We start from the raw sequence: 22,655 nt of genomic DNA on the forward strand, positions 1-22,655 counted from the left end.
ATTTTTATTTGCTGCTGAAATCGGCAACACGGTCCCAGTCGGCAACTGGTGCAGCCGCCATCAAATCCAAACAGCGTTGGTGATAAACGGCGCTGACGGAATCATGCCGACTGATGCTGGCAAAGATCGCAGCCGCAGCCTGAAAATTTCGTTGCTGATAGAGCAGGCGAGCGTTCTGAAACTCTATGGCTTTCCTGGATTTTTCCCGATGCTGCTCGGAGTGACTGGGATCGAGCAATTCGAACAGTTGAAGCGGTTCCTGCAAGCCTTTGGGTCGGACACGGTCGATCATCCGCAGTTGAAAGGACTCAGGATGCTGCAGACGCCGGACTGTGGACTCGGTCAGCAGAACCTCGCACCCATAAATCCGTGTTAATCCCTCGACCCGTGCCGCTATATTCACGCCATTCCCCAACACCGTGCATTCCATGCGTTTCTGGTGACCGATGGTCCCTAGCATGAGTTCGCTCGTATTGATGCCGATGCCGAGGTGCAGAATATCATCACCGCGCGCATGGCGCCGTTGATTCAAAGCCGAGAGCGTATGGATCAAATCCATGGCGGCGTGGAGGGCATCATCACCCGAACCAGGGAAAAGAGCCATGACCCCGTCCCCGGTAAACTGCGAAACAAAGCCTCGATGATTTTGAATGGCTGGCGTGATGGCCGCCAGGTACTCATTCACGAAAGCGAAATTTTCTGCCGGCTGCCGGACTTCACACGTGCGGGAAAAGTCCCGCAGATCAACGAACATCACCGTCATTTCCCGTTGGATGCTGGTGCCGTATTCGATGCTCAAAAGCGTCTTCTTGCCGAGCAGGCTCAGCATCTCAAAAGGCACAAAACTTTTGGTCTTGCGATTCAATCGAATAAAGCGCCATAGAATGAAGAGGGAGAGCGAAAAAAAGCTGAAGGCGGAAAGATAGAGGATATTCCGAAAGCGTTCCCGGATATTCTCCTGCTGCTCCTGCTCTTTGATAGAAGCCTGGTTCAGCTGCGTAATGCTATCATGAACGGGTATATTCAGAAAGTCATGCAAGGAGGTCTGAAGGGTTTGCCGTATGTCCAAAGCCTTCATGCCATGCAAGGCCACTCGGGTTTGGATATTCGTGAGGTCCAAGGGGACCAGGGCAGGAACCAACGATTGAAACTGGACCTTCAGAGATTGAACAGCGTGCGGATCGGGCAAGACCAGAGTCCGTAAAAGCAGACTCTGTATGGAATGCACCGAATCCTCAGAATGCCTCTGTGAATATTCATGCAGCAGCGCCGGCAGATAGCTTTCGGAATTACGCAGTATGGAATTTTGCGCTTTTAAAGTCTCGACAGCACGGAGCTTGATATGGATTTGCTCCTGCAATCGCGCCAGTGCACCCTCCATATCCGGCTGCTGAATATGCAAAGTCGTAATCCTGGCCTGAAGTTTCTGCAAAGACTTTTGCAGAGCCTGCGAAGCCTGGGACACATCATCATAATGGGCGACCACACCCGAACGGATGCGTAGAACTTCAAGGTCCAAGGCCGAATCCGCATATGTGATCTCGCGAATCTGATTGTTCAACTCGACCATCTTTTCCCAGGCGACATCGCGGGCCATCGACCAGGCCCAGGCCAGGCCAAGGAACATGGATCCTGCCAAAAGAATAAGTCCTGCCCTGGTGCCTTTCATGGCAAAACCTCATCAGGCAGCTGGCCGGTGAGGCTATCCAGAAAGGATAAAAGCTGTCCAAGATCAGTCTCCGTCAGTTGCATGCCGAGTTGCACATACCCCATGGTTCGCACCGCACTCGCCAGATCTGCCGCGCGCCCATCGTGAAAGTAAGGAGCCGTGAGCGCCACGTTGCGTAGACTGGGTACCCGAAAAACATGCCGATCGCTGGGCTGTTCGGTGGCATTCAAACGGCCCCGATGCAACTCGGGCTGGTCGCGAAACAGATCCACCATAACGCCAAAGCGTACAAACATATTGCCACCGATCCCCACACCCTGATGACAAGAGGCACAACCAAGCTCGATGAAGCGTTGATAACCTTGCTGCTGTTCCGCACTCAGGGCCGTGGTATCTCCCTGTAAAAAACGGTCAAAAGCCGAGGTTCGGGGGACCAGGTATTCCATGTAGGCTATCAGCGCCTGCAGAATCGTTGCCTCTTGCAAAGGACCGAACTTTCTTTGCAGCTCTTCGTCCTTGCGCAAGCGTTCAAAGGCCTGCGCCAGTTTCATGTCCATCGCCTTGGGGCTTTCAAGCGCGCGTTGGGTGGCCTCGCTTAAAGTGGTCGCCACACCTTCCCAGCCGTATTTTAAAACCAGAGCAGCGTTATAAATGGTGGGCGTATTGTAAGTCGTGATAGCTCCACCTGTGCCGCGTGACAAAGCAACGCCGTCGGCTCCGCCACGACCTATGGGGTGGCAGCCTGCGCAGCTCATATCCTGATAGCGTGAAAGGCGAGGATCATGAAAAAGCATGCGGCCCAGTTTGACAAGACGCATGTCCAGCGATTGAGCTGGCGGAATGGGACGCAAGGCCTGAGCTCCCGCTTCAGTCCAGCAAAGGCCTAGCAAGGCAAGTCTTACCATGATTTTGATCAGGCGAGGGTATAAACCCATGCTGCGATTCCTCTGCTGGTGCTATCGGAATCAGGCAAAAAGAAGTGAAGAATCGGTTTCCTGCAACCTCATCAATTGATATCGCTTATGAATTGGGTCCTTACCTAAACTCATCTCAAGTTTCAAAACAGATCAATGAGATAGATGAAACGGGTTGATTGCGGTCCGATCAGGAAGGAGGGAATACTTGCTGTGGGGAATGGGTGGTGGCCAACCCACTTTGATCAACCGGGCACTTGGCCCGGTCCTGCGCAAGACTTAAAGCCGTTCCCGCAAACGGGCACCGAGAGCTTCGGTTCCCGGTTTACCCAGCAACGCAAAAAGATTTTTCTTATAGGCTTCAACACCGGGTTGATCATAAGGATTCACTCCCAGCATCGCCGCGCTGATGCCACAACCCACTTCAAAAAACGCAAAGAGCGCGCCAAGCCCATGCTCGCTGAGTTCCGGCACAGTCAGACCAAGACAGGGAACTCCACCATCAAAATGAGCCATCATCGTACCCTGCATGGCCGCCCGGTTGACTTCACCCAGGAAGCGACCCTCCAGATAATTCAGCTGATCGAGCTTGCTCGCCTGAAACGGCACACGAATGCGCTGCTCCACACCCTTGCGGCGAGGCACATCCTGTTCGAAGGTGAGAAAGGTCTCGAGAATATTGCGCACACCATCCTGCACGTATTGTCCCAAGGAATGCAGATCGGTGGTGTAGGTGAGGCCGGCCGGGAAGAGTCCCTTGCCTTGCTTGCCTTCCGATTCACCGTAGAGCTGCTTCCACCATTCGATGATGTGACTGAGTTTAGGGTTGCTGCTCGCTAGAATTTCGATCCGCTTACCCTGCTCATAGGCGGCGATACGCGAGGCCGCATAGCGCAGAACAGGATGTTCACTGCTCTGACTCAATTCGCTAAAGATAAGGGCCGCGCCTTCCATCAGCGCTTTGGTATCGAGCTTCAGCAAGGCCAGGGGCACAAGGCCGACGGGCGTGAGCACACTGAAACGGCCACCGATGTCATCCGGAATCACGAAGCTCGCATAACCTTCCTGATCGGCTACCTGACGCAGAGCACCTTCCTTGGCATCGGTGGTGCAGATGATGCGGCGCGCGGATTCTTCCTTGCCGAAGCGCTTTTCCATATACTCGCGAATCACCCGGAACACGACCGCGGGCTCGGTCGTGGTTCCGCTTTTGCTAATGACATTGACGATCGGCTGCTTTTTGTCGAGCAGTTCGAGCAATTCAATCAGCTGCGTTTCCGAAACATGATGGCCCGCATAGGCGATCATGGGGCGATTATCTTTGATATTCCCTTGATAGGAATGCAGCAGGGCTTCGGTCACGGCCCTTGTGCCGAGGTAGGAGCCGCCGATCCCGATCACCAGCACAAGGTCATAAGTCACATCCAGATTCTGGACGAACTGGCGAATATTCTGTTCCTGCTCGAAACCACGAGTCTTGGGGTAATCGTACCAGCCGACCCATTCCGAGCCGACACAGTTTTTATCGTGCAAGCGCTGCAGATGGTCCTGGGCGGATTTTTGCAAAGCGGCCGTCTGCTGTTCCAGGGCCTCACCAAGGAACCGGGTGTTAAGTTTAATGTAACTCATGGTTCACTCTCCACTTTGTCAGTCAGAAACGATTCGTCTTCAACAGAAACTATGTAGTTGCGCAGCTTGGCGACAGTGGCCCGGGTGGCCTGCGCATGAAATAAAACCAGATCCTGCTCCTCATCATAAGCCTTCTCGATAATGAGGCAGTTCCGATAAACCTGCGATTGGGCATTGTGATTTTCAGCCGGAACGGCCAACCGAAATGTCAGCAGGTTCTTGCGGAAGAAGGCGTAAATATGATCACGGACATTCAGAACGTCCTTCTCCGATACCGCCGAAGCCACGATGCAGCCCGGATAGGCGGCACGCAGAATCCTTGGCAGAATCGGATCCTTCAACTGATCGACTTTATTGAACACCAGAATCTGCGGAATATCCCCCGCTCCCATTTCCTCCAGAACCGAGCGCGTGACGTGAATGTGATCCTCGTAATGGTGATAGCTCACGTCCACCACGTGCAGGAGCAGATCCGCTTCATTCACTTCATCCAGTGTCGTGCGAAAGGAAGCCACGAGTCCATGCGGCAGATTGCGAATAAATCCGACCGTATCCGAGAGCAAAATTTTCGGACGCGTGCGCGGGTCGATGGTCTTAATATTGGTTTCCAAAGTAGCGAACAACTCATCTTTAGGGGCCACCTGGGACTTGGTGAGACCTTTCATGAGGGTCGTTTTTCCGCTGTTTGTATACCCGACGATGGCCACTTTGAGCTCGTTCGAGCGGGATTTTCGCTGGGTCGCCTTCTCTTTGCGGAACTGTTCGAGCTGCTTTTGCAAACGGGCTATGCGTTCCCGGGCCCGACGACGGTCAATCTCGATCTGTTTTTCACCCATGCCGCGTTGGAGTGATCCGCCCCCACGCTGCCGCTGGAAGTGGGACCATTGTCCAGACAGCCGGGGCAACAGGTATTCCAGCTTGGCAATTTCCACCTGGGCCTTGGCCTGGTTGGTACGGGCATGCCTTGAAAATATTTCCAGAATAATACCTGTACGATCCAGCACCACACATTCGGTCATCTCTTCGAGGTTGCGCACCTGCGGCGCAGAAAGCGCATGGTCAAACACCACAAGTTTGGCGTGTGTAGAGCCGGCCAAATCCTTAATTTCCTGAACTTTTCCGACACCGATGTAGCAATTGGGAGTGAGCTTCTGACGCTTTTGCACAATACGTCCGGTGACCTGTACGCCGAGCGTATCCAGCAGCGACTGGAGTTCCACGAGCTGTTCTTCCAATTTTTCAGGGGCATCACCTGGCAAGAGAACACCGACAATGACAGCCTTCTCACTGCCGGTGAGATTGGTTTCTAGATTGTCTTCCAAACGTCCTCCATCCTTTGGCAGAAGTTTTGCTCACCAAGCTACACCCAAGCTTTGCACGTGAACAGTTGTTTTGTAGCCGCGCAGCGCCTCTTTGACGTCTTAAATTTTCAGCGTACACTTTGGGATTTTGAAGAAAAGTGAATTTGTTTTCAAGGAACCCAATAGGAGACAATCGAAAAGCCAAAGTCTCGACTCACCATTGTTTGCTCATCTGAAACTTTACGAGAAAAAAGCACGCGAGTTGTAGGGATCCTGCATCGAATCACACAGCAACTCGTCATTATCCTACAAAAAAAAAATTTTTTTGTAAGAAACGGCCAGTTACTTGACAGTGTGCGCTCGACGTCTATATGCTCCGATCATCCGCACACCGCAGAAGATTGGGAACCATCGATGAGCCTGAAAACTGAAGGTCTGGTCCTCGAAAAAAACACGCCTGACATCTATCTTAACCGCGTGCTGACGGCCCCAGCGCTGAAGTTTATCCGTGAACTCCACGAGCGATTCAATCCGATTCGACTCGAACTCCTGGCCAAACGCCATGAAGTGCAGGCCCGACTCGATGCTGGCGAAGATCTCAATTTTCTTCCTGAGACTGCAGCCATCCGTGACGCCGAATGGATGGTGGCCGGGGCCCCCAAGGATTTGAATGATCGGCGCGTGGAAATCACCGGGCCCACCGATGCGAAGATGGTGATCAATGCACTGAATTCCGGCGCCAAAGTTTTCATGGCGGATTTTGAAGATGCACAATCACCCACATGGATGAATGTCCTCCAGGGTCAGGTCAACCTTCAGGACGCGATTCGCGATCGACTGAGCTTCACCAGCGAAGATGGTCGCACGTATCAAATGAAGCCTGCGGATGAACGCGCCACTCTTGTGGTTCGGCCGCGCGGCTGGCACCTGACGGAGAAGAATGTCACTCTGAATGGGGAACCACTCTCAGCCAGCCTTTTCGATTTCGGTCTTTATTTCTTCCACAACGCCGACGAGCGACGCATCCGTGGCTCAGCACCTTATTTTTACTTGCCTAAAATGGAAAGCTACCTGGAAGCCAGACTTTGGAACGATGTTTTCAATTTCTCCCAGGACTATGTGAAGGTTCCTCGTGGTAGCATTCGCGCCACCTGTTTGATCGAAACCATCAATGCTGCTTTCCAAATGGAAGAATTCCTCTATGAATTAAGGGATCACGCGGCCGGCCTCAACGCTGGACGCTGGGACTATATTTTCAGTCTGATCAAAAAACATGCCCTAAGATCGGACCGGATATTGCCCGACCGATCCCAGGTGACCATGAGCACTCCGTTCATGCGCGCCTATGCTCAACTCTTGGTCCGCACCTGCCATAAAAGGGGAGCGCACGCCATCGGGGGGATGGCGGCTTTTATCCCAAGCAGGAAAGATGCAGCGGTCAACGAGCGCGCCATCAGCAAGGTTACGGAAGACAAGACGCTGGAAGCCGAAGCAGGCTTTGACGGCACCTGGGTTGCCCACCCTGATCTTGTCCCTGTGGCCCAGAAGATGTTCGATGAGGTCCTCGGCAATCGTCCCCATCAGAAGCATAAGCTTCGTGAGGATGTGATTCCCGATGCGAACAAACTCCTCGACACTCGCATTCCTGGTGGCCGGATAACCGAAGAAGGAGTCAGGCACAACATTCGTGTGGCCATACAGTATATGAACTGCTGGCTCAATGGACTCGGAGCCGTCGGTCTCTACAACCTCATGGAGGATGCAGCGACGGCGGAAATTTCGAGGGCCCAATTGTGGCAGTGGATTCATCATAAGTCTTCGATGGACGACGGAAGGGTCTTGACTCCTGAACTCTACAGCAAGTTCCGCAGCGAAGAGCTCGAAAAGTTGGGCGGTCCTGAAAAGGATCGGCACAAGCAAGTGATCGAGCTTCTCGATGGTCTGGTTCTGGCACGCGATTTCAACGAGTTTCTGACTCTCCCAGCCTATCAACTGCTTGATACAACGCGATGAACCCTTTCGCGCGATGAAAAGTTAAGCGCCACAACACCTAGGAGAGCCACATGACTAACCCAGCTTCGTACGCAAATCCTGCCGCTCTGGAAAAAGACTGGAAAGAGAATCCTCGTTGGAAGGGCATCACGCGTCCTTATACCGCCGAGCAGGTTCTGAAACTTCGTCCGAGCATCGTGCCCGAGCAGACCTTGGCTCGCGTGGGCGCCGAACGTCTCTGGAATCTTCTGAAGGACGAGCCCTATGTTCACGCTTTGGGCGCCTTGACCGGTGCTCAAGCCGTGCAGATGGTCAAGGGTGGCCTTAAGGCTATCTATATGAGCGGCTGGCAGGTCGCTGCGGATGCGAACCAGGCAGGCCAGACTTATCCCGACCAAAGTCTGTATCCTTCGAACTCGGTGCCGATGCTCGTCAAGCGTTTGAACAACGCTTTGGCTCGTGCGGATCTCATTGCCAAGCAGGACGGCAAATCCGATCAATACTGGTATGCTCCCATCGTCGCTGATGCGGAAGCCGGTTTCGGTGGTCACCTGCACTCCTTTGAAATCATGAAAGCCATGATCGAAGCCGGAGCTTCCGGTGTGCACTTTGAAGACCAGTTGGCCGCGGAAAAGAAATGCGGACACTTGGGCGGCAAGGTTCTGATCCCCACATCGCAATTCAAAAACAACCTCGTGGCAGCCCGCCTGGCATCTGACGTGTTGGGTGTTCCCACGCTCTTGATCGCCCGGACCGACTCGCTCGGCGCCACGCTTTTGACCTCGGATATCGATCCCGCCGATGCACCTTTCATCGTCGGCCAAAGAACCTCCGAAGGCTTCTATCGCATCAAGCCAGGCATCGAATCGTCGATCGCCCGCGGCCTGTCCTATGCTCCGCTTGCTGACCTTCTGTGGTTCGAAACATCCACACCGGACATCGGTGAAGCCAAGGCCTTTGCCCAGGCGATCAAGGAAAAATATCCGAACAAAATGCTGGCCTATAACTGCTCGCCTTCCTTTAACTGGGAAAGCAAGCTGAATAAGGATCAGATTGCGAGCTTCCAGCGCGACCTGGCTGAATTTGGCTACAAATTCCAATTCATCACACTGGCCGGCTGGCACTCGATCAATTACCACACCTTCGATTTGGCTCGCGAATATCGCGATCGCGGCATGAGCGCTTATGTCGACTTGCAGCGTGCTGAATTCCAGAAGGAAAAAGATGGCTATACCGCTGTGAAGCATCAGCGTGAAGTCGGTACTTCTTATTTTGACGACGTGTTGATGACAATCACCGGTGGAAAATCCTCGACTTCGGCGATCAAAGGATCGACTGAGGAAGAGCAATTCCAGCACTGAGATGTTTGTCTTTAGCCTGGGTAGGGCAACAATGGGCTCTTTCAAAGGGACCTTGAGAGAGCCGATTTCGTTGTCCAAGGACTGTCGCGGTTTTACTGACCTTTAGCCGACGATGGTTTTGGAGCGCCAGGGAACAAGGCAGATAGCTCCCCCATCTTGAGATCCATGGCCAGGCTTTCGGGACTGGCCATGGTTTTTTTTGTGACTTACAAGAGAACACCCACCCGTTACCATCCTCGCATCCAGATTTGCGGCCTCAAAAATAGTATCAAATCTCTGGTGACTGTGCATAAATCAGTGGGCATCCCGTCGACCTCGATTTGGACTCAGAGGTAACGCATGACCGAACGGATTATCTCACTGCAACATATGCTGCTGGAAAACTTCAAAACCTGGAGCCAGGGCGATCATTATGGTGGCTCCGAACTGCCATTGGCTGATCAGTGGGACGCAAAATTTCTTGGCTTCCATGTGGAAACATTGGACCCTGGGAAATTTTCCTGTCCCTATCATTTGCACCGGGGTGAAGAGGAGCTATTCATTGCCCTCAAGGGAACGTGTGTGCTACGGCAGGATGGAAAATTTCGCCGGGTGCAGGCCGGGGATCTGGTCTTTTTTCCCACGGGGGTTTGCCATCACTTTTATAATCCTGGGCCCGAGGTTTTTATCTTTTTCGCGCTCTCCAATCGCAATCAGCAGGATGTGTGCGAGTACCCTGACTCGCGCAAAGTGATGGAACGCAATACCAGACGGATCTTACAGGACGGTAAGGAAATCAGCGACTACTGGGCGGGCGAGGAGAATCCGCGTTCCCTCTGGCCCGCTGAGTGGCTCAAACCACTTTAGTTCATCTTTTCCAGGCCTTGTCTTGCACCGACCCTTACATGTTGGGAAAGGTCCATTGTGTCCTCAAAGGCGGTACGACTCCACCGATACCGAAACGTGTGGAAGTTTACGAGGACACTCTGCTTTGATGGTTTCGCCCAAAAAATTCTGGCTGATCTTCTGTCTCCTGCTGCTTGCAGGTCAGGCTCGGGCGCAGGATCCTGTTATCTCCTTTTCCATGCTGAACGACGACGAGCCGATGCTGATCGGGCGCTATGTGATGTACTGGGACGCGGACCAGGAGACGACCGATCTCGATGTGCTTCAGGGACTCCATGATCAAAAATTCGGCCGGTCCACCCAGGATCTACCGGGGCGCGGTTTCATTAAAAACTCAGTCTGGTTTCGGATCGCCGTCGACAATCCGGGATCTGCGACTGAAGTGCTGTACCTCGACAGCCGCTATGCGCTTCTGGATTCAGTCACTCTCTTCCAAAAAAATGCTCAAGGCGTGTACGTCGGTGAGGTTCAGGGGGATAACCAGCCTGAACGCAGGGTGAAGCCGAAATATCGAATTCCATCCTTCAAGCTTCAAGCAACACCTGGAAGAAATGTTTATTATGTGAAAATGCAGGCCAAGGGTTCCAGCGTAATTGCCCTTTATCTGGCCACGCCGGAAGCGGAACGCCAATTTCAGATGAAGGATATCGCGGTCCTGGCGCTTATGTTTGGGGTCATGCTCACGCTGCTGCTCTACAATTTATTTCTGAGCCTTTCCTTCCGCAGTATCACCTATGTTTTTTACACTGTATTTGTGACCTCCATGACGGTGACAGAATTATCGATGCAGGGTATTTGGCCCATGATTCTTCCCGGGCCAGCAGGCGCCTGGGCCAACAACACAGGCTTTCTGATCTCGGGTTGTATCACATTTTTTACGGCCGGCCTTGTCACCATGAACTTTCTCAATATGCGCGAACATATGAAGGTGGGCTGGTATGTTTTCATAGGTTTCCTGGCCTTCAGCGGCGTCATGATCCCGCTGGCCTTCGTCACCCCCTATAATATTCACGTCAAAGTCATGTCATCGATGTTTCTGTTCGGCAGCGTAATGATGATCATGGCCAGTCTTATAGCCGTGGGTCGAGGCTATCGTCCGGCGTTTGCCTACTCCTTTGCCTGGGGATTCATGATCGCCAGCAACATCCTGCTGGCTTTGACTTATGAAGGCGTGTCCCATATTCCCATGATCGTGCAATGGGGCAATTTCCCCGGCGTGGCCTGCGAGGGCATTCTGATGTCGCTCGCTCTGGGTGACCGGGTGAATTTCATAAGGGCCAAAGCCGATCGAACCATCCATGAATTGAACGAGGAACTGCAGAAGCACCTGGTGCAGGTGGAAGCCCTGGTGGCCGAACGCACGGAAACGATTCGTACGATTATTGATAATGTCGCCAGCGGTTTCCTCATGGTCAGTCGCGAGGGAACGATCGTTCCTGGCTTCACCCGATCCTGCCATCAATTGCTGGGCCAGGATTTGCGGGAAGGCCAGAACTTTTTAGCAATCCTGGGCGTGAAGCCCGCTGTTTCCAAAAAATTCCGGATGGCCCTGGAGCAGATTTTTGATGATCAGATGCCACTGGAGGTCACACTCGCTCAACTGCCGACCTATGTGCTCTCGCATGGCAAGTATGTGCATGTGGAGGCCGCTGGTATCCGGAATAAGGACGGTCAGCTGCAGCATCTCCTCCTGACGTTGACCGATGCCACCGAACTGCGAAAACGTAAAATCGAAGCCCAACGGAATCGCAGTCTTTTGAAAATCCTGCGGGATATTGAAGGTTTCAGGCAGTTCGTCGCGTACTCGTTCGAAGCCGTGCAAAAACTGAAGACCCTGCGTACAGTGAAAGCTTCGCGAGAAACTCAATTCATTCTGCATACCCTCAAAGGCAACTGTCTCGTTTTTCAGCTGCCTGAGATTGCCCGCTTTTTGCATCAGCTGGAAGAGCAGACTTCAGTCAGCAGCACAGAGATTGCCGCGCTGGAGGAGCAATTTAAAAAATATCTGACGCGTCACGCCAGTCTCTTGCGGACCGTTTGGGGCCCGATAAGCCATGAAAAGCGCGTTACGGATGCACAACTGGAGGCTCTCCAGGAGCTGGCGCGAACGCGCTTTGCCCCTCCTCTGCGCCTTGAAATAGAACAATGGGTTCAGGACGTTTCTGCCAAACCGGTCCTTTCCATTCTGCATTCTCTTTTGAATGATGCGCGGGTCGTGGCCCGTAAAGTCAATAAGGATGTCGAATTCCGAGTCCTGGATCGCAATACCCGTATTCAATCCGAAAGTGAAGAAGCCTTGATCGAGCAGCTCATTCACGTGGTGCGGAATGCGATCGTGCACGGCATCGAAGATGATCGTGAAGCCGTACAAAAACCTCGTCAGGGTTTTATCTGCCTCGATTTCCGTGAGGTGGCCGATGGTTTGGCGATCAGCTGTTCCGATGATGGACGCGGTTTTGATCGCAAGGTGTGGGAAGCGGAATGGATCGCCCGAGGTCTGCCCGTGGAAGGGGACATCAGTCGCTTGTCTCTTGTGCAGTTGGTCAGTGAGATCAGCCGCGGTGGTTTTTCCACCCAGAAAACGGCCTCGCTGCTAGCGGGACGTGGGGTTGGGATCGAAGCCTTGTTTGCAGCGGTGAACCAATGCCAAGGCACCCTCGATATTGTGAGTGAGCCCGGCAAAGGCAGCCGCTTTGAAATCTTTATCCCTCGACCGCATTCCTTGCGATCTGTTTCCTAATTAGAAGCTGAAGTACGAGGCCCGGGTGTAAACACCGGGATAGCCTTGACGTGCACAGCCGTTACCCCAGCTGACGATACCCACCAAAGTCATTTTAGTGCCGTCGTAGCTATAGAGCGGTCCACCGGAATCACCCTGGCACGAATCGGTGCCGGCGGTGTAGGCGCAGAGGTTGCCGTCATAGATCTCGGAGCCGTAGGCCTGGGCACAGGAGGAGTTGCTTACGGTTTTCACGGCGGTATATTTCAAAGTAGAGGTGACATAACCACCTTCATAGGTCGATCCCCAGCCAGCCACGTATACGGTGGATCCTGCCGCTGGCAATGAAGCGCTCTTGTTCACAGCTACGGGCGTATACGTGCTGTTGCCGTTCAGGATGATCGTTGCCGAGTCATACTGAGTTCCGGAAGAACGATAGCGTGGGTTGATCGCGGCACTGGAAATGGAAAAACGCTCCGCGCCGCTGGTCGAACGCAAATCGCGTGCACCAATGACAACCTTCAGCGAATTTCTGATCTCGCTGGAGCTGAAGTCCACCAAACAGTGGGCCGCTGTCACAACTTTGTTGGATGCAATCAGAGTTCCACCGCAAAAATGTGAACCATTGTATTGAATGGAAACGATAGAACTGAAATACTGGCTGTAAACCTCCGAACTCGCCTAGCTCCCGCCAACGATGTCGAGTTGACTGGTTTGTTCCGCGGCCTTGTCCTTTTCGGCACCGCAACCAACCATAACTGTCCAGCCAGTCAAAGTAACAAGCAAAAGATTTCTGAGACTTCCGATCATGTGCTGACTCCTGCATAGTCCTTGGTATGTTCTTTCCCATACTTATTTTGAATGAATGACAAAGCGTATTTAGAAAATTTGACAATAAGCAAAATCAGCGAGTTGCGTGAATTTTTTATGCGATATCGAGGCATGCGCGATAAAAATCAAACGGGAATGATGGATTCGGCACGAGTTTGGCAGCTGCTGTTTGAACAATCATAAGGAGATAAATGTATGAACGGAATAACACTAACTGTCTCCAAATACATGACACCTATGCCTTACACGATCGCGAATGATGATTCATTGAGCAAGGCTTCGGTGCTGATGAAGGAATATAAGATTCATCATTTGCCGGTTCGAGCGGGCATGAAGACCGTGGGCCTTCTTTCAATGCAGGATCTCAACCTGCTGGCCTCCATCAGTTCTGTGGACCTGTGTGCAACACAAGTTGAGGCAGCCATGGCGCGCAATCCCTATTTTGTCACCGCGGATACGGCCCTCGATCTTGTGACCTCGCACATGGTGGAACATCATTTAAGTTCAGCCTTGGTGATTCAAGAGGATGGAAATCTGATTGGGATCTTTACCGAGTCTGATGCCCTGCGCGCGCTTGCGGATGTGCTTCAGACTCGTGGGAGGAAAGCAGCGGATCAGGAGACTTTTTTGAGTATGTCCTGAACATTTCGGTTCATGATGTGCTTCAATTCCCTTTGCGTAGCTTGCTCAAAATATTCCTGCACAGCCTGCTGCACGTATTTTTTGGCAAGCTGATCGAGTTGCTCTGTCACCTCACGGGGCAAGGTGATCCGGAAGTCTGCCCGAGTGTCTCGTTCCACTTCAGGTTTGCGCAGCGGCACCACTTTGGTTCTGACGCGCGATAAACCCTCACGCATCAAAGCGGCAACCATGGCGAGCGCCAGAGTCCACTGCCGGTTGACTTCAGGAGTCCAGGCCGAATCGAGCATTTCATGCAAAGTTTTCAGAAGAGTCCGACCCACCCACTCAAAATGTTCTTCCGTGGTGCCATAGGCATGATGACGTTCACCCATCTTGCCGAGATACTCTCCTAAAAATTCCGGGTCATCCAAATGATGCACGACCTGCACAAGTGAAGCCACGAGCAGACGCTTTTGCTGATCCAGACTCGAAGATTTAAAAAGATCCCGGGCCGATGGATAATCATGAAAGAGTCCGGAATAAAAACGCGTGGCAAATTCCTCGGCGCGAGGTTTCACCAGTTCAAATGTTTCTTGAATCAATTTGATATTAAGTTCCATGGACGGCTCCCGGTCATTGCGATGATACCGCATCGGAATTTGGCGGCACCGGCCTGGTGATTTTCCTTTACCTTTTGGTAAGGATAAAAAGACTGGGCTTTTTCGCAATAATTTCGCTATCCTCGTGTCCGACTTGTAACCCTGTGCGGACGAGGAATACACCCATGATAGTCAAGGTTCTGCGGAATGGATTTTTGTATCTGATCCTGGCCAGTTGTGCCACGGCTGCCGAAAAAGCTTTACCTCAGCCACCTCCCAACCCTTCCGGCGTTTCCACATCTGACAGTGCTCTTTCGGAACAGCTGACCTGGTTCCTGAAGGCCTTGAACGAGCGGCAGGGCAAAATCACCTTGGAAGAGATCAACGCTCACTTTCACAGTTCGTTTCTGGCCGCTCTTCCAGCTGACAAGCTCTCGGCTACATTTCAACAGTTCGCGGCCCAGCTTGGCCTTCTCACTTTGAAATCCACTGATCCCGTGGTTGCACCTGCTCCCGGTATGAAAACCATGATCGCGCATGTCACAGCCAATTCCGGAAACTTTCGCATTGTCTTAACCATCGAAGAGGCCAGTGGCACCATCACGGGACTCTTTGTTCAACCGGAATCTCCACCCGCCAAAGTCCCTGTGACCTGGGCCGAGGCGGATCAAATGATTCTGGCCCTGGCGCCACAAGCCGAAATCCTCGTTGCGGAATTCAATCAGGGGACCTGCCGTCCCATTCATGAACTACGGCCATCGGCACTGTTGGCGATCGGTTCGACCTTCAAACTGTATGTTCTGCAGGCCTTGGTGGAACGCATTCGGGAAGGAAAGTTATCGTGGGATGATACGATTGCCATCCGGGATGAATGGAAGAGTCTACCGTCGGGGACGATGCAGGACGAACCCGCAGGAAAAACATTCACCGTTCAAAAATTCGCGGAGCAGATGATTTCCATCAGCGATAACACCGCCACGGATCATCTCATCCACACCATCGGTCGCGACCGCGTCGAGGCCGCGCTTCGCCGCTCAGGTCACCACAATCCCGACCTCAACATTCCGTTTCTTTCAACCCGGGAACTTTTTCTTCTGAAACTCAAAGCGGGCACCGCCGAGGCTTACCTCAGCAAAAGTCCCAGCGACCGAAGAAAATATTTGGAGGATGTGCTCGCGCCCATGCCGCTCAACCTAAGTCCCGCTGAGTTAGGGCAATGGACGCAGCCCAAGCACATTGATAGCCTGGAATGGTTCGCCAAAGGCGAGGATCTCTGCCGTGTGCTGGGAACTTTTGTCAAGGCGTCGGAAAAGAATAACCCGAGCACGCAACCCGCCATGGCCATTCTTTCCAAGAATCCGGGTCTACCGATCGATGCTCAAAAATTTCCTTTTATTGGCTTTAAAGGCGGATCCGAGCCAGGCGTCATGAACCTGAGCTGGCTGCTGCAACGAGACGATAAGCGTTGGTTCGTCGTGAGTGTCTCGGCCAATGACAAGGCCAAGCCTCTCAAGGAATCCGACCTCCTGGGCGTGGCCACAGGAGTCTTGCAGCAGGTCTCGACCATCCGCTGATAAGAACTGCAAGGGACGCGATGCGCGCTAAATTTCTTCCACCAGCGCGACATCGTGATCCAAAATCACGGCATGCTTCAAATCCAACCGAATCCCGATGCGTGATCCAACCTCATGCCGCTCATGATGGCTTGAGGTAAAGCAGTGCAGCTCGGAACCGCTCGGGAGTTCCAGATAATAGATGCGATACATCCCGCGAAAGGCCACACGCTTGACCAGAGCCCGCAGCGGTGCGGCATCATCGTGCACGATATCATCGGGGCGCAAGAGCACTGTTACTTTCCGGCCGACGAGTGGCTTAATGTCATCGGTGCAAACCAGTTCGCCGAGCTCCGATTCGAGACAACCATCGGCGGTGATTTCAGCCGGCAGGAACGCTCCGGTTCCTAGAAACTCTGCGACCGCACGGTTCTGGGGTCGATGATAAAGATCATAAGCTGACCCCCATTGCACAATGCGCCCCGCCGCCATCACCCCAATCTCATCCGCCATATCAAAGGCCTCGTCCTGATTGTGGGTGACGATCAGGGCCGTGACGCCAAAGAATTCAAGCAGGACTTTGAGTTCATGCTTCATGCGTTCGCGCAGCGTTTGATCAAGATTGGAAAAGGGCTCGTCCAAAAGCAGCAATTCGGGCTCAGGGGCCAGCGCACGGGCCAACGCCACCCTCTGCTGCTGACCACCGGATAGTTCCGATGGATAACGATGCTCCAGATCCTCCAACGCGACGGAATGCAGGAGATGACGAATTTTCACCTGCCGTTCGTGGGCGGGCAGATGACGGATGCCAAAGGCAATATTCTGGGTGACGGTCATATGGGGAAATAGGGCGTAATCCTGAAAAAGCACACCTATGCGCCGTTTTTCAGGCGGTAAAAAATGGTCCCGGCTGCTCACCAGTTTTTGATTCAGAACGATACTGCCGCCTTCGACCTCTTCAAATCCGGCGATGCACCGCAGCAAAGTGGTCTTGCCGCAGCCGCTGGCTCCCAAAAGGCAGGCGATTTTCCCTTCCTGAATCGACAGGCTGACCGACTGAAGAATTTTCTGTTGGCCGTAACGATGCTCAACGTCCTGAACTTCAAGAACCACCCGACTCATGGGTCAGCTCCTTTTTTGCTGAAAGAGAAAGAGAGGCAGCGTGCCTATGACGACGAGCAGCAAAGCAGGCAGAGCGGCGCGAGCCCATTCCCCTTCACTGGTCAGACCATAAATACGAACGGAAAGGCTATCCCAACCAAAGGGCCGGGTCATGAGAGTCAGAGGCATTTCCTTGACCACATCGACGAAGACCAACAGAAAGCCTGAAGCAAAACTTTTTTTGAGAAGGGGCCAGTGAATCAAAACGAACTGGCGCCAGCCGTAAACTCCATAAAGCCGTCCCGCTTCATCGAGTCGCAAGGAGATGCGGGCAAAGCCGGCATCCACAGAGGAGCTGGCAACGGCCAAAAACCGAATGCCCAGCGCCAGCACCATGGTAAAAATTGTGCCGGAAAGAAGAAGAGGACCGCTATACGCAAACACACGCTCCAAAAAATCAACCAGGGCATGATCCAATTTCACAATCACAAGATAGATGCCAATGGCCATCACGGAACCGGGAATGCCATATCCCAGCTGGGCCAACTGCTGGCTTCTCATGAGACTCGGCAGCGGCAGATACCGTTTGGCAAGACAGACGATCGTCGCAAAAATGCAGGCCAGAGTCGCCGCACAAGTCCCCAGTATGATCGATCGATAGAGAAGTTGAAACATCTCGGTCGTGAAGAGTTCTTCTGACGTTTGCGTGACCCAAATCACCAGCTGTAAGGCAGGAATCAGGAAGGCCAAACTAAAAATCATCCAGCCATAACCAGCGGCAAGACCAGCTCGCCATCCCAGGAGCTTGCGCGCCTCAAGCGGCCGATTGGGGTTATTGGCCGTATACTGATGACGGCGCCGTGTGCCCTGTTCGGTGTAATAAATGAGAAAGGCCAGCGTCACAAGAAAACTGGACAGCTGGGCCGCTGTTTCCGGGGAAAAAAATCCGAACCAGACTTTATAAATGGCGGTCGTAAATGTATTCACACCGACAATGGACACGGTTCCAAAATCATTCAGAACCTCGAGCGCCACGAGGCACAGAGCACCTGCAATCCACGGCCGGGCGAAGGGTACCGCCAGACGATAAAAACTGGTCAATGGGGAAGCCCCAAGTGAGCGCGACGCTTCCAGACTGCTCCGACCCTGGGTCGAGAAGGCATCAAAACTGAAGACATAGACATAAGGAAAGAGGGCAAGCGAGAGGATGAGGATTCCGCCCGGCAGTGACCGCACCTCAGGCACCCAACCATCACCGCCCAAAACACTGCGAATCCAGGTGCGCACAGGTCCCGTGTAATCCATCATGCCGACAAAAACAAAGGCACTCACATAGGCCGGGATGGCAAAGGGCAGAATCAACCCACGCCGCAGGATGGAAATTCCAGGGAAGCGGTACTGCGAACAGAGCCAGGCCAGGCTCACACCGATCACCAGCGTCAGCGAGCAGACACCAAGCAGCAGGGCTGCCGTTTGCCAGAGCAGCGACGGCAGAAGATAATCAACCAGGTGTTCCCAATGCTGGGTTTGAATGGGCAGAAACCAGGAACCCAGCACCACCATAACAGGTGCCAAAACCAAAGCGGCGATACCATAGGACAGGTATCGCCAGCTTGCTGTTGAAATTTTATGCCGGATATTCTGGGTCAATTGTAACCAACTCGATCCATGAGTTTGATGGCTCTTTCCTGCAGCTCACCGGCTTTAGCCATGTTGATGAGCGTGGCGTCAAATTTACCCCACGACTGGACAAAACTGGAAGGGGCAACCGCGGGATTCACGGGATATTCATGATTCACTTCGGCGAAAGTTCCCTGGGCTTCAGGTGTTGAGAGCCATTCCAGGAACTTGATGGCTTCGGCCTTATGCGGGGCCGTTTTTAAAATGCCGGCGCCCGACACATTCACATGAACGCCGCCGACATCCTTGCCAGGCCAGAAGAGTTTAGCCGAGAGCTTCGGATTTTTTTCCAGGAGGCGACCGTAATAATAGGTGTTCACCACAGCGACATCACATTGTCCGGCGGCCACCGCCTCGATCACCGCGGTATCATCCTGGAATACAGGAGCAGCAAGATTTTGCACCCAACCCTTCACGATTTTTTCAACGCGCTCCTCGCCCTTTTCGGCGATCATCATGGCGACCAGCGATTGGTTGTAAACTTTTTTTGCAGAACGCAGGCAGAGGCGTTTCTTAAAGATGGGATCGGCGAGATTTTCGTAGCTCTTGATCTCTTCGGGTTTGACCTTGGCAGGATTATAAACGATGGTGCGCGCTCTCTGCGAAAGACCGAACCATTGGTTCCCGGGATCACGCAGGTGAGCAGGAATGTTTTTTTCCAGAGTTGCACTCGTCACGGGTTCAAAGAAACCCTGCTTCGCTGCGCTCCAAAGGTTGCCGGCATCCACGGTCAGAAGAATATCCGCAGCACTTTTTTTACCTTCAGCCTGGATCCGCTGCATAAGGGTTGCGGTGCTGTCGGTGAGGAAGGTGATCTTCACTCCCGTTTTCTTGGTGTAAGCATCAAAGACCGGTTTGATCAGATGATCCTTGCGCTCCGAGTAAACGGTCAGCGTCGTGTCAGGAGCCGCCTGCAGCAGTGGGCTCAAAAGCAGGGAAAAAACAGCGGGCCAAAGCTTCCATGTCATTTAGCGGGTCCCCCATTGGGTATTTCAAGATTGGGAATCATTATTTACTCACTCCACTCCCGTCATTCAACCTGAGATAACAACCTTACACAACTCTCTCATTTCCGAATTCCACAGGATTTAACATTGACAAGCGGAGCCGATCCCTCCTATCAAATCTGAGAATGACTTTCAAGATCACATCTTCAATGCAGGAGCTCAAACCATGTTGCTAAGGAATTCCGCTCTGTCTTTGACCCTATTAAGTGGACTGAATGCAGCCGCTTACGCCGGTGCACCCGCCTATAAAGTTACTCCCATCTCGCAGGGTCACGATCGCTTTTACGACGTAGCTTTCGCCTCGGACGGCAGCTACTACGCTGTTGGTTCCGTCGCCGACACCGTGGATGCCACCAGTGATGCCAGATTCGCCATTGCCAAATACAAGGCCAGCGGCGAACTCGATACCACCTTTGGCAAAGCAGGCTACGTGATTCACAATGTGATCACCGCAGCTTCCACCGAAACAGCACGCGGCGTGCTGGTGCAAAAGGACGGCAAGATCGTGGTCGCTGGACCGGTCGAAGCGGCTGGCGTCAGTGACGCGCGGGACCGCGATATCGCCCTGATCCGTCTGAATGCTGATGGTACTTTGGATCGCAGCTTCGGCAAAGATGGCGTGAGCATCGTCGATTTCAGCAAGGGTGAAGTGAATGGAACCGCTTACGTGGCCGACAGTTTCGGCGGCGTGGCTCTGGATGCCAACCAGCGCGTGCTCGTGCACGGCTCGAAAAAACGCGACGGCGCCCTCGATACGGATTACGCCCTGGCCCGTCTGAACGCGAACGGCACCCTGGATACGACCTTTGCTACGGCGGGTGTTTTCAGTCTTGATATCAATGGCTCGAATGCTTCACCGAAACCTCCCGTGGTCCTTCCCAATGGTTCGATTCTGGGCGCCGGCTATCAAAGCACGGACGGTGTCGTCGTGCCTGTGATTTATAAACTCACGGCAGCTGGACAACTGGACACCAGCTACGGTGTGAACGGTATCTTCAGCCAGGCGGTTCTGGCCGCGGTCACTGAAGTCTATGCCGTGGCTTTGCAGGGCACCTCGATCGTGACCGTGGGTTACGGTCGTAACAATCCGCAAGAGTCGCTCGATTTCCTGTCCTTGCGCATTTTGGAAAATGGCACACTCGATACCACCTACGGCACCAATGGTGGCTACACCCGTATCGATGCTGATGGTTACAACGACAATGGCCGTAATATGACTGTTCTGCCCGATGACCGCATTCTTTTGATCGGTGGCGGTCGTTACGCGGCCAACGCTTCGGAAGGTATGATGGTGGTCCTGAATTCTGACGGAACACCGGATGAAAACTTCGGTGAAAATGGCTCGCAACTTCTCGACTTTGGTGGCGCAGGTGATTTCCTGTGGGGTGCGAAAGCTTCACCTCAAGGGGATAAAGTTATTGCTGTCGGCATCAAAGGTGATGCGGCAGGTGATGACGCCGTGGTTGTGACTCTGCCTCTTTAATTTTAAAAATTTTCCATCGTCGGAGTTGATATGCGCTTCAAACTTTTCCTAGGCCTGACTCTGGTTACCGGGATGAACCTTGGCTGTGACAGCAACTCAAGCTCGAAATCCACGGACGGAGTCCCTGTGCAGACTCCACCCCCCGACGATGGAATACCTCCACCCGAAACACCTTCGAACCAGGTGGGAGGACTCGTCGGTGGCCTTCGGCTGACGCAAGCTCATTTATTTCGCAATCTGGGCGATGGCATCGCGCAAAACATTGCCACGTTCGCTCAGTCCACCACTCAGCTAGGACAGGCGATCGAAGTCTTCTGCGTTGAGCCCACGACGCAGGATAAAGCGCCGGTCCGGGCCGCCTGGAAAGAAACGATGCTGCTGTGGGAGGAGCTTGAGGTCCAGCAGGTTGGACCGATCGCGGCCAATGAAAAAGCGCTGAAAACGGCCATCTACGGTTGGCCTGTTCTGGCCAATACCTGCCGCATTGATGAGGAAACGTTGAAAGCCATCCAATCGCCCACGTATACCTTGCCACCCAATTCCAATCGCAAGGGTCTGCAAGCGATCGAACATCTTCTGTACGAAGAAACTCTGGCTTCATCCTGCCCAGGGGCCTCGGCATCCAAAAAAGAATGGGATGCCCTCCCTTTGGCGACCCGCGCTCAGGCCCGCTGCTTGTATCTGAAACCATTGGCTCTGGAACTGCAGGCCATGGCCGCCTCGGTATCACAAGCGTGGGGCACACAAGGCAGCAATTATCTGACCGGTGTGATTGGCAATCCTGAAGCCGAAAAAACCGCCCTGCAAAGCCTTTACGAAAATCTTTTCTACCTCGATATCGAAGTTAAAAATTATAAACTCGCGTCACCTGCCGGACACGATCCCAAATTCTGCCCCAACAGTCCTGCGCCCTGCCCAGGCAAGGATGAATTTCCTTTGAGCCAGATTTCCCGGGAAGCCATTCAAGCGAATATTACCGGATTCACGGATCTGATCTATGGATTTGAAGAGGCCAATCAGGTCCGTCCAGGCGGTTTCGCCGCACTTGTGCGCGAAGTCGGTGATGACGCTGTGGCGACCCGCTCCGAGACGCTAACCCGCGAACTTGCAGGGTACTTTGCAGCCCAGAATGAAAGCCTGGCCAACCTCATCGTCCAGCAGAATCAGGAGAACTGTGACCAGTCGCAAATCAGCCTCTTGTGTCAGCTGCGGAAAAGTATTAAGCAGATCTCGAGTGATTTTAAGTACGAGTACAGTCGACTTTTGTCGCTGACCGTACCGGCCGGTCCCCAAGGGGACAATGATTGAGA

17 protein-coding genes and 1 pseudogene are annotated in these 22,655 nt (G+C 53.1%); 8 read left to right on the forward strand and 10 right to left on the reverse strand.

Going from position 1 to position 22,655, the window contains the following annotated elements:
* Nucleotides 1-4 precede the first annotated feature (4 nt).
* From VE954_RS13735 to hflX, 4 genes are all read right to left on the reverse strand, one after another.
* Nucleotides 5-1,669 (reverse strand): DAHL domain-containing protein, encoded by a 1,665-nt coding sequence (locus tag VE954_RS13735; protein ID WP_324953633.1) that lies wholly within the window; start codon nt 1,667-1,669, stop codon nt 5-7.
* Complete coding sequence (locus tag VE954_RS13740; protein ID WP_324953635.1) at nt 1,666-2,604, reverse strand: cytochrome-c peroxidase; 939 nt, start codon at nt 2,602-2,604, stop codon at nt 1,666-1,668. Before VE954_RS13740 ends, VE954_RS13735 begins: the two co-directional genes overlap by 4 nt.
* Nucleotides 2,605-2,862: 258 nt before the next feature.
* Nucleotides 2,863-4,212 (reverse strand): glucose-6-phosphate isomerase, encoded by a 1,350-nt coding sequence (locus VE954_RS13745; protein ID WP_324953637.1) that lies wholly within the window; start codon nt 4,210-4,212, stop codon nt 2,863-2,865.
* Entirely contained in the window at nt 4,209-5,534 is a 1,326-nt protein-coding gene (gene hflX, locus VE954_RS13750; RefSeq protein ID WP_324953639.1) for a GTPase HflX, read from the reverse strand. Before hflX ends, VE954_RS13745 begins: the two co-directional genes overlap by 4 nt.
* A 393-nt stretch (nt 5,535-5,927) precedes the next feature.
* Here hflX and aceB point away from each other — a divergent pair, with 393 nt between their 5' ends.
* The 4 genes from aceB (at nt 5,928) to VE954_RS13770 (ending at nt 12,491) form a co-directional block, all read left to right on the forward strand.
* Nucleotides 5,928-7,526: a malate synthase A gene (gene aceB / locus VE954_RS13755; protein ID WP_324953641.1), complete on the forward strand. Its 1,599-nt coding sequence runs from the start codon at nt 5,928-5,930 to the stop codon at nt 7,524-7,526.
* 50 nt (nt 7,527-7,576) lie between these two features.
* A complete protein-coding gene (aceA, locus tag VE954_RS13760; protein WP_324953643.1) occupies nt 7,577-8,866 on the forward strand; it encodes an isocitrate lyase in 1,290 nt (429 codons plus the stop codon).
* Nucleotides 8,867-9,205: 339 nt separating this feature from the next.
* The gene (locus VE954_RS13765) at nt 9,206-9,712 is read left to right on the forward strand and encodes a cupin domain-containing protein (protein ID WP_324953645.1); all 507 of its coding nucleotides are present in this window, start codon (nt 9,206-9,208) and stop codon (nt 9,710-9,712) included.
* 127 nt (nt 9,713-9,839) lie between these two features.
* On the forward strand, nt 9,840-12,491 hold the full coding sequence (locus tag VE954_RS13770) for a 7TM diverse intracellular signaling domain-containing protein (protein WP_324953770.1): 2,652 nt from the start codon (nt 9,840-9,842) through the stop codon (nt 12,489-12,491).
* On the opposite strand, the pseudogene VE954_RS13775 reads toward VE954_RS13770, so the two are convergent.
* Together VE954_RS13775 and VE954_RS13780 are read right to left on the reverse strand one after the other, a co-directional pair.
* Nucleotides 12,492-13,121 (reverse strand): annotated as a pseudogene (locus tag VE954_RS13775) (serine protease); the annotation flags it as partial.
* Nucleotides 13,122-13,151: 30 nt separating this feature from the next.
* Nucleotides 13,152-13,280: a hypothetical protein gene (locus VE954_RS13780; RefSeq protein ID WP_324953647.1), complete on the reverse strand. Its 129-nt coding sequence runs from the start codon at nt 13,278-13,280 to the stop codon at nt 13,152-13,154.
* Between the two features lie 216 nt (nt 13,281-13,496).
* Here VE954_RS13780 and VE954_RS13785 point away from each other — a divergent pair, with 216 nt between their 5' ends.
* Nucleotides 13,497-13,943, forward strand: a complete 447-nt coding sequence (locus VE954_RS13785) for a CBS domain-containing protein (protein ID WP_324953649.1) — start codon at nt 13,497-13,499, stop codon at nt 13,941-13,943.
* Here the strand turns inward: VE954_RS13785 and VE954_RS13790 are convergent.
* Nucleotides 13,916-14,542 carry a globin domain-containing protein gene (locus VE954_RS13790; protein WP_324953651.1) on the reverse strand — a complete coding sequence of 209 codons (627 nt, stop codon included), beginning with the start codon at nt 14,540-14,542 and terminating at the stop codon, nt 13,916-13,918. The two genes, VE954_RS13785 and VE954_RS13790, sit on opposite strands and share 28 nt — an antisense overlap.
* A 164-nt stretch (nt 14,543-14,706) precedes the next feature.
* Between VE954_RS13790 and VE954_RS13795 the strand changes: the two genes are divergently transcribed.
* Nucleotides 14,707-16,095, forward strand: coding sequence for a serine hydrolase (locus VE954_RS13795; protein WP_324953653.1), 1,389 nt, complete (start codon nt 14,707-14,709; stop codon nt 16,093-16,095).
* Between the two features lie 27 nt (nt 16,096-16,122).
* Here the strand turns inward: VE954_RS13795 and VE954_RS13800 are convergent, their stop codons facing one another.
* The 3 genes from VE954_RS13800 to VE954_RS13810 are packed head-to-tail and all read right to left on the reverse strand — an operon-like array spanning nt 16,123 to nt 19,823.
* Nucleotides 16,123-17,196 (reverse strand): ABC transporter ATP-binding protein, encoded by a 1,074-nt coding sequence (locus VE954_RS13800; protein ID WP_324953655.1) that lies wholly within the window; start codon nt 17,194-17,196, stop codon nt 16,123-16,125.
* A gap of 3 nt (nt 17,197-17,199) precedes the next feature.
* Entirely contained in the window at nt 17,200-18,825 is a 1,626-nt protein-coding gene (locus tag VE954_RS13805) for an iron ABC transporter permease (RefSeq protein WP_324953657.1), read from the reverse strand.
* Entirely contained in the window at nt 18,822-19,823 is a 1,002-nt protein-coding gene (locus VE954_RS13810) for an extracellular solute-binding protein (protein ID WP_324953660.1), read from the reverse strand. Before VE954_RS13810 ends, VE954_RS13805 begins: the two co-directional genes overlap by 4 nt.
* A gap of 205 nt (nt 19,824-20,028) precedes the next feature.
* On the opposite strand from VE954_RS13810, the gene VE954_RS13815 reads away from it, so the two are divergent.
* The gene (locus VE954_RS13815) at nt 20,029-21,345 is read left to right on the forward strand and encodes a delta-60 repeat domain-containing protein (protein WP_324953662.1); all 1,317 of its coding nucleotides are present in this window, start codon (nt 20,029-20,031) and stop codon (nt 21,343-21,345) included.
* A gap of 30 nt (nt 21,346-21,375) precedes the next feature.
* A complete protein-coding gene (locus tag VE954_RS13820; protein ID WP_324953664.1) occupies nt 21,376-22,653 on the forward strand; it encodes an imelysin family protein in 1,278 nt (425 codons plus the stop codon).
* Nucleotides 22,654-22,655: the final 2 nt, after the last annotated feature.

Origin of the sequence: Oligoflexus sp. (assembly GCF_035638955.1) — a bacterium.
Taxonomy (GTDB): Bacteria; Bdellovibrionota_B; Oligoflexia; order Oligoflexales; family Oligoflexaceae; genus Oligoflexus.